Annotated in this window: 7 protein-coding genes; all 7 read left to right on the forward strand. The window is 42.1% G+C overall.

Annotated features, from left to right (window positions below; translation table 11 throughout):
- On the forward strand, positions 1 to 1,043 hold a 1,043-nt coding region (locus tag AC1DWN_RS20975), incomplete at its 5' end, for an ABC transporter ATP-binding protein (protein WP_477560848.1).
- A gap of 76 nt (positions 1,044 to 1,119) precedes the next feature.
- On the forward strand, positions 1,120 to 2,733 hold the full coding sequence (locus AC1DWN_RS20980; protein WP_477560849.1) for a copper amine oxidase N-terminal domain-containing protein: 1,614 nt from the start codon (positions 1,120 to 1,122) through the stop codon (positions 2,731 to 2,733).
- Positions 2,734 to 2,878: 145 nt separating this feature from the next.
- A complete protein-coding gene (locus AC1DWN_RS20985; protein WP_477560850.1) occupies positions 2,879 to 3,733 on the forward strand; it encodes an SDR family oxidoreductase in 855 nt (284 codons plus the stop codon).
- Between the two features lie 195 nt (positions 3,734 to 3,928).
- On the forward strand, positions 3,929 to 5,443 hold the full coding sequence (locus AC1DWN_RS20990) for a copper amine oxidase N-terminal domain-containing protein (protein WP_477560851.1): 1,515 nt from the start codon (positions 3,929 to 3,931) through the stop codon (positions 5,441 to 5,443).
- A 189-nt stretch (positions 5,444 to 5,632) separates the two neighbouring features.
- The gene (locus AC1DWN_RS20995; protein ID WP_477560852.1) at positions 5,633 to 7,249 is read left to right on the forward strand and encodes a copper amine oxidase N-terminal domain-containing protein; all 1,617 of its coding nucleotides are present in this window, start codon (positions 5,633 to 5,635) and stop codon (positions 7,247 to 7,249) included.
- A 129-nt stretch (positions 7,250 to 7,378) separates the two neighbouring features.
- The gene (locus AC1DWN_RS21000; RefSeq protein ID WP_477560854.1) at positions 7,379 to 7,900 is read left to right on the forward strand and encodes a type 1 glutamine amidotransferase domain-containing protein; all 522 of its coding nucleotides are present in this window, start codon (positions 7,379 to 7,381) and stop codon (positions 7,898 to 7,900) included.
- A 90-nt stretch (positions 7,901 to 7,990) separates the two neighbouring features.
- A complete protein-coding gene (locus tag AC1DWN_RS21005) occupies positions 7,991 to 8,806 on the forward strand; it encodes a PPK2 family polyphosphate kinase (RefSeq protein WP_477560853.1) in 816 nt (271 codons plus the stop codon).
- Positions 8,807 to 8,991: the final 185 nt, after the last annotated feature.

Below are 8,991 nucleotides of genomic sequence, written 5' to 3' on the forward strand. Positions count from 1 at the left end.
GTATTATGCTGCTCATTCTTGTTGTATTAATCGGTTACGGCGGAGTGAAGGTTTCACAAGGCTCATTAACAGGTGGTGAGCTTGTAGCCATCATCTTATATATGTTTCAAATCGTTATGCCATTTACGCAGATGGCTTCATTTTTCACACAATTTCAGAAGGCGATGGGTGCTTCGGAGCGAATTCAAGAGCTTCTTAGTGAATCACAGGAAGAAGAGTCCCAAGAGCTTGGGGTAAACCAGCAGGATAAAATGCAGCATGGTTTTGATCCGAATGAGTCTCTATCCGCTAGCGAAAATGCAGGTATGAAAAAAATGCTTGTTTTCAATGAAGTAAGCTTTGGTTATACCGAGGATCGGCCGCTGCTTCATTCGCTTTCGTTCCAAGTAATTCCAGGACAAATGACCGCGTTTGTAGGGCCAAGCGGGACAGGCAAGACGACGCTATTCTCGTTGATTGAACGCTTTTACCAGCCTACGGCAGGTGAAATTCTATATGGAGACCAACCGATTGCTAGTATGTCATTAAAGGACTGGCGCAGTAATATTGCTTATGTCTCTCAGGATAGCCCAATGATGGCCGGGACAATTCGTCATAATTTAACCTACGGACTGGACAGCTGGGATGAGAAGGGCATGAAAGAGGCGGTGGATCAAGCTAATTTGACTACATTCGTTGAATCGTTGCCGGATGGCTATGAGACAGAGGTTGGAGAAAGAGGAGTAAAGCTCTCTGGTGGACAACGTCAAAGGCTTGCGATAGCAAGAGCGATATTGCGTAATCCAGATATTTTACTATTGGATGAGGCTACTGCGCATTTGGATAGCAATTCGGAGCAGCATGTTCAGGAAGCACTCCAAGGGTTAATGGAATCCAGAACAACATTAGTTATTGCTCATAGGCTGTCGACTATACGAAGCGCGGATAAAATTATCGTGCTGGAGAAAGGCGAAATCTCTGGTCAAGGCACTCACGCCGAGCTTCTCGAAAACCATGCCTTATATAGCAAGCTTGTGCAGCAGCAGTTCAGTATTGATAATTAATCCGCAACCTTTCTGAAAAAAAACTGTCTAACTATTTGTATCATTTTTTCTATAAAATGGGTATAGGCGGTGTGTGATGGAACCTACTGAGCGGGATACTCAGGTAAGCAAGAGATATCTTCTTTTTAAGCTGCTTCTTATTGCAGCTATTTCTTTCGGATGCTTGTCAATGACAGTCACAGAGGTAGCCAATGCGGAGGATACATTGGCATCTATAAAGCTTACTGACAGCAAGCAAGCTATTGAAAGAGCTAAACAATTGAATCTATTGCCACAAGCGAAAGCCGTCATTACAGCGACAAAGGAAACAACACCGGTTGAGGCATGGACGGTTAGCTACGTCGTCGGTAAAAATACCGCAACAGAGCAGATGAAAGAGGGCGGCGTAATCAAATTCAGTGCAGCTACTGGTGAGCTTTTATACTTCCATGAGGAAGTAAATCTTGACGCTGATATTTGTGCTTATCCATGCAATGAGCCATTCAAAACTTCAGCCGAAATAAGAGATATAGCAGTCGATTTCTTCAACAACCATACTTGGAAAGTAGACGCCCAGTGGAAGCTGAATGAATATACCTTTTCATCATACGAATCATCTAGAAACTCTATCGACATACCTGTCCTATTCGATCGCACTCATGATGGTATTCGTTATCCATCCAACGGGATTATGATTCGAGCACACGCGATTACCGGTAAAGTTTATCGATACACTTTTAATTGGACTAAAGTGAACTTTGATATGCCTAAGCAAATGATTACCTCTGCAGAAGCAGGCCGTATTTTTTTCGATGCTTTCGAGCCAACACTTCTTATTTCTGAGGATCCTGACCAACCGGAGCAATCTAAACTTATTTATTTGTCTACAATTCCTTACACGCATGACATATATTATTACACATCGAGATCGTTTACGATGAATGCAAAGGGATTATTCCTTGAAGGGCAAACGCCACAAGCTCCAGCTCCTCCTGAAAATATAAAAGCGAAGTACCCTATTGAATATGCAAAACATCGTATTCTATCCTTATACGAACTCGAGATGATTTATATAGATACGGAAACAGGTAAGGCTGAACCCTCCTATCGCTTGCAAGTCAAAGCAGGAGTTCCAATATTCCACACGGAGGCACACCCTTATATCGATGCAAATAATGGAAGCTGGATCAATTTTCTTCACCAACCACTTCCCGTCAAGCTTCCAGTCGCCAGCGACTGGTTAATTGAATTGGCGGCTCCTCCTAAAGAAATAGATTATAAAGCAGCTGTCGTCTGGGACAATGAGCTGGTCGAATTAGAGAATGCGCCTATTATTTCAAATGGAACTACGCTTGTTCCTTTCCGGGAGCTCTTGAAGAAGATTGGTGCAACTATCGGCTATGACGATGCGAAGCGGAAAGTTACAGCAAGCATGGACGCTGTCACCATAGAGCTTACCATTGATTCGAAAACAGCCTATATCAATGGCAAAGCCCATACCCTCGTAGAGCCTGCCCGTATAACTAAAGGAAGARCCTATATACCAGCGCGAGTTATTCTTGAAGCTTTTGGGGCGAAAGTAGATTGGAACTCCGAATCAAGGCTTGTCATTGTAAGGACGGATTCTACGTTGCCGAAGCTAACGGATCTACAACTGGACCGATTTCGGCTACATGCTCAAATACAATGGGAAGAAAAATATTGGAAATAGCTGAATCTTGTGCAGCAGCAGTTCAGTATTGATAATTAAGGACAACTGGCACTGTTATACGTTATACTCCATTTGTAATTAACTTTTCCAAGGTGAGTACTTGGTCGTTCACTTGTGAACATATGAAGGTGGTGGAGTATCCATTATGGCAGTAGGGACACCGATAAAAAACAAGCCTGTGGCTCTTATAACCGGAGCCTCAAGCGGATTTGGATTATTAACCGCGATAGCATTGGCTGAAGAAGGCTATCATGTAGTCGCCACAATGAGAAACATAGGCAAGAAGGAAGCATTACTAACTAGAGCTAGAGAGAAAAATGTGCTTGAGCAGATTGAAATCATGAAATTGGATATAACGCTTCCAGAGGATGTTGAAGAGGTTATTTCTGATGTGATCAAGCGTTGGAGTCATATTGATGTATTAATTAATAACGCTGGCTATGCTGTAATGGGTGTCATTGAGGAGGTGCCGATGGAGGATTGGCATGCTCAGTTTAACACGAACTTTTTTGGCATGGTCTCCGTAACGAAGGCTGTCATACCTCATATGCGCATAAGCAATAAAGGGAAAATTATTAATGTCAGCAGCGGAGCAGGCATAATAGGCTTTTCTAATACGGGTGCGTATTCAGCTTCGAAATTTGCGATTGAAGGTTTTAGCGAGGCTCTGCGCCTAGAACTTTATGCCTTTAATATCCCGGTCGTCCTCGTTCAGCCTGGCACATACAACACTGGTATTGCAGCGAATCATGTTTTCCGCAGTGCTCCGAATTCTCCTTATAGTAAAATGATAGAGCGATTTAATCAATTTAATAAAAAATCGGAGAACAACTCCCCTGATCCGATTCAGGTGGCAAATACGATAGTGAAAATAGTTAGATCCAAGCATCCGAAGCTGCGTTATACAAGTGGGATAGATGCTAAATCGATTGCTTTTATGAAAAGATGGCTGCCTTGGTCTTTGATAGAATGGGTTCTTCGTAAGGTTCTTCACTCCTAGCAACTCCTCTTGAGAACCATCAGGCCGCCGCAACCTTTTTGAAAAACTACCGTCTATCTCATTGTAGTATTTTTTCTATAAAATGGATAAAGGCGGTGTGTAATGGAACCTACTCAACGGGATGCCCGGGTGAGAAATAGATACCTTCTTTTTAAGCTGATTCTTATTGTAGCTATTTCTTTCGGAGGCTTGTCAATGACAGTAACAGAGACAGCCAAAGCAGAGGATGCGCTTGCAGCCATGAGGATTACTGACAGCAAGCAAGCTATTGAACGAGCTAAGCAATTGAAGTTGTTGCCGGAAGAGAAAGCCGAGATTATAGTGACCAAGGAAACAAAACCAGTTAGGACATGGACAGTTATCTACATCGTCGGTAAAAACACTGAAAAGGAGTTCGTTAAGGAAAACGGCGGTATTACAATGAGCGCGACTACAGGTGAGCTCTTGAAATTCCATGAAAATGTTAGAGTTAATAATAAAGGCTGTTATCCATGTGATCTCCCTGATCAAAAAACAATTGAAGCTAATATAACTAAAGCAGCAACTGACTTCTTAAACAGTCACAACTGGAAAATAGATGCGGAATATAAGCACGATAATTATGCAATCTCTGATTACGTAGCTAATGAACGCGGATTTCTGTTTCCTTCAGTCAGATTTAATCGAACACATAATGGCATACGCTATCTAAACAATGGGATAACCATTAGGGTTAATCCATCTGATAATACAATAAGTGAATACTCCTTTAGCTGGTCAAAAACTACCTTTAATATGCCTAATGACATCATCAGTCCCGAAAAAGCAGGTCGTATTTTGTTCGATGCAATTGAACCCAATCTCATTAACTCAATGGAACTTAGGGAACCAGAGAAATTCAAACCCATCTATACAGTTAGTCCTGATTACTTAAATAATGGTCCTGTAGTATACAAGTTGGATGCAAAGGGTAACTTCCCAGAAGGGAGAGCTCCACAAACTACAATACCTCCAAAGAACGTAAAAGCTAGTTATCCTAAAGAATACGCAAAACATCGTCTTCTTTCCTTATACGAACTAGAGCTGCATTATGCGGACACTGAGCTAGGCAAGGCAGAGCCTTTCTATTTCTTACGGGTTAAACACGGAGTACCTTTACTTTTTGAAGAGCCACACCCTTATATTGATGCGCAAACTGGGGAATGGATTAGCTTTCTTCACGATCCACTTACCGTCAAATTACCAACCGCTAGCGATTGGTTAATAGATTTGGCAGCTCCTCCTAAAGAAATAGATTATAAAGCAGCTGTCGTTTGGGACAATGAGCTCGTCGAATTAGAGAATGCCCCTATTATTAGTAATGGAACTACGCTCGTTCCATTTCGAGAACTCTTGAAAAAGCTTGGTGCAACTATCGGCTACGATCATGCGAAGCGGCAAGTTACAGCTAGCAAAGGCGATGTCACCGTAGAGCTTAACATTGATTCGAAGACCGCTTTAATCAATGGCAAAGCTCATATTCTCAATGCTCCCGCCCAGGTAACCCAAGGAAGAACCTATATACCAGCGCGAGTTATTCTTGAAGCTTTTGGGGCAAAAGTAGATTGGAACTCCGAATCWAGGCTTGTTATTGTAAGGACGGACTCTACGTTGCTGAAGCTAACAGAGCAACAACTAGACCGATTTCGGCTGCATGCTCAAATGCAGTGGGAAGAGAAGCATTGGAAATAGTTGAATCTTCCACTTTATTTAATTCGATATACGTTACCTAATAACGATACAAAATAAGATCGTACTAACCTGCCTGGTCACGTTGACAGGTTAGTGCGATCTTTTGTTTTGACCTCGCAACCTTTTTGAATAAAAGCCGTCTATCTCTTTGTATCATTTCTTCAATAAAATGGATAAAGGCGGTGTGTCATGGAACCTATTCAGCAGGATAACACGAGCAGTAAGCGATACCTTCTTCTCAAATTGCTGCTTATTGTAGTTATTGCTTTCGGAGGCCTATCAGTGACTGTCACACCGACAGCCCAAGCTACGGATGCACTTGCAGCCGTGAAGATTACTAATAGTAAGCAAGCTATTGAACGAGCCAAGCAATTAAAGCTATTGCCAGAAGCAAAAGCCAACATTACTACGACAAAGGAAACAAAGCCGATTGAAGCATGGACGATTAGTTTCGCCGTAGGTAAAAATAACGAAACAGAGCGGATTAATGAGAGTGGCACAATCAAACTCAGTGCAACTACAGGTGAGCTCTTACACTTCAATGAGGAAGTAAATCTTGACGATGGCCTTTGCGCCTATCCATGCAATGAGCCTAACAAACCTTTAGCTAAACCGACTGAAACAGCAATCAACTTCTTCAACAAGCATAATTGGAAAGTAGATGCTCAGTGGAAGCTGGACGATTATCCCTTTTCAATGTACGAGTTTGACCGACACTCCCCTGACCAGCCTATCTTCTTTGATCGTACTAATGATGGTATTCGTTATCCATCCAACGGGATAATGATTCGAGTACAAGCTGATACTGGAGAAGTCTATCAATACTCATTTCGTTGGACAAAAATGAACTTTGTTTTGCCTAAGAAAATGATTAGCGCTGCAGAAGCAGGCCGTATTTTTTTCGATGCATTTGAACCACCTCTCCTTATTTCCGAGGATCCTGATTCCGAGGGCCCTGATCAACCATTGCAATCTAAACTTATTTATTCATCTACTACTAATTATTACTCACCCAAGACGAGATCATTCACGTTGGATGCAAATGGAGCATTCCTTGAAGGGCAGAAACCAGAAACTCCAACTCAAACTGATAATACAAAAGCTAAGTATCCCATTGAATATGCGAAACATCGTATTCTATCCTTATTTGAGCTTGAGATGATTTATTTGGAAACGGAAACTGGCAAGGCTGAGCCCTTCTATAGCTTGAAAGTCAAACCAGGGGTTCCAATATTCCATACAGAGCCACACCCTTCTATCGACGCAAACAATGGCAGATGGATCAATTTTCTTCACGATCCACTTACCGTCAAATTACCAACCGCTAGCGACTGGTTAATAGATTTGGCAGCTCCTCCTAAAGAAATAGATTATAAAGCAGCTGTCGTTTGGGACAATGAGCTCGTCGAATTAGAGAATGCCCCTATTATTAGTAAAGGAACTACGCTCGTCCCATTTCGAGAACTCTTGAAAAAGCTTGGTGCAACTATCGGCTACGATCATGCGAAGCGGCAAGTTACAGCTAGCAAAGGCGATGTCACCGTAGAGCTTAACATTGATTCGAAGACCGCTTTAATCAATGGCAAAGCTCATATTCTCATTGCTCCCGCCCAGGTAACCCAAGGAAGAACCTATATACCAGCGCGAGTTATTCTTGAAGCTTTCGGGGCAAAAGTAGATTGGAACTCCGAATCAAGACTTGTCATTGTAAGAACGGATTCTACGTTGCCGAAGCTAACAGAGCTACAACTAGACCGGTTTCGGCTGCATGCTCAAATGCAGTGGGAAGAGAAACATTGGAAATAGTTGAACCTTGTACTCCTAGCAACTCCTCTGCACTGGAGAAAAAAATCAGTCGGTAGCTTCAAATAGTGTCAAAGTGGGTATAGTAACTTATGGTTAAATACCGAGAGGAGCGTATTCCAGATGACACAAATTAAAAAAGTAGCTTTTCTACTGGCTGATGGCTTTGAAGATTCCGAAATGAAGAACCCCTATGATGAAATGGTGAAAAACGGTCATGATACCGTTATTATCGGTTTGAAGGGCAATCAGGAGTTAAAAGGTAAGCAAGGAACAATCAGCTATACTACGCATATGGCTATCGATGAAGCGAACGCTGAGGATTATGCAGCTGTTATTATTCCTGGCGGGAAATCTCCTTCACATTTAATGAACAACGCTGATGTGCAAGCTTTTGTACAGAAAGCTGATCAAGAAGGAATTACGATCTCAGCTATATGCCATGGTCCGCAAATTTTGGAAGCTGCTGGCCTGCTCAAGGGCCGTACGTTAACGGCGTATCCAGCACTTGCTGTTGATATTCAAGCGGCAGGCGGATATTTTGTAGATAGGGAAGTCGTTGTAGATCGTAATCTGGTAACGTCCCGGACGCCTGAAGATGAACCTGCTTTTATAAGGGAGACGTTAGTTAAGCTTGGCGTAAACGCTTGGTAATAACAAATTCAAATATAAACCCCTCATTTATCGGTTCGATTGATGAGGGGTTATATAATTGAAGCATCCTAATGGAAGGCTGTGATAGGTATGCCAAATCGATTTGCACTTTCGCCTAACGAAAAAGTGGATTTATTAAGTATTGATCCTACAGATACAGGTCAATTCCAAAGTAAACAGGATGTAGTGGAAGAAACAGAAAAGCTGAAAGTGGAGCTGGAGCAGCTGCAGGAAAAGCTTGTAGCGGTCAAAGAGAAGGCCGTTTTATTCATCTTTCAAGGAATGGACTGCAGTGGTAAGGACGGAACAATTAGACATGTTTTTTCCRGGCTCAATCCGCAAGGAGTAACGACGCATAGCTTTAAAGCACCATCTGAAGAGGAGAGGCAGCATGACTTTTTGTGGAGAGCGCATAGTAAAGTGCCTTCCCTTGGTTATATTGCAGCGTTTAATCGATCGTATTACGAGGATGTGCTTATTACTAGAGTACATGGGTCAGTGTCTGATAAAGAGGCGAAGCAAAGATTCAAGCATATTAACCATTTCGAATCGTTGCTCGCTGATAATCATGTGAAGATCGTTAAGATTTTTCTACATATATCAAAAGAATTTCAGCTTGAGAAGCTTAAGAGCCGTATTGAGGATCCGAGTAAAAACTGGAAGTTTGATCCTTCTGACTTAGAAGAACGCAAGTCTTGGGAGCTGTATCAGGACTACTATGAGAAGCTGTTTAAAAATTGCAGCAGCCATGCTCCTTGGCATGTTGTACCGTCCGATCATAGATGGTATCGCAATTATGCAGTTCTGGGCATTGCTGTTAAAGCGCTGAGAAGCATGAATTTGAAAGAACCAGAAGCTAATCCAGAGCTGAAGCCCTATTTGGATGACATAAATAACCTTTCATGAACGAAATTATAGCTGGACTTATATGATAGGTTTGGTAATATTGAATTTAAGGCCTCTGACTCAGAGGCCTATATTTATTAGGAGGAGAAAAGCATGAACAAGACCGTTGGTTGTCTTTACAAAGTTAGCATTGTTCGTATAGGGGGAGAGGTCTACTATGAACCATAGTATTGATGCTTCTGCTC

The organism is Paenibacillus sp. P4_A7 (assembly GCF_056402455.1).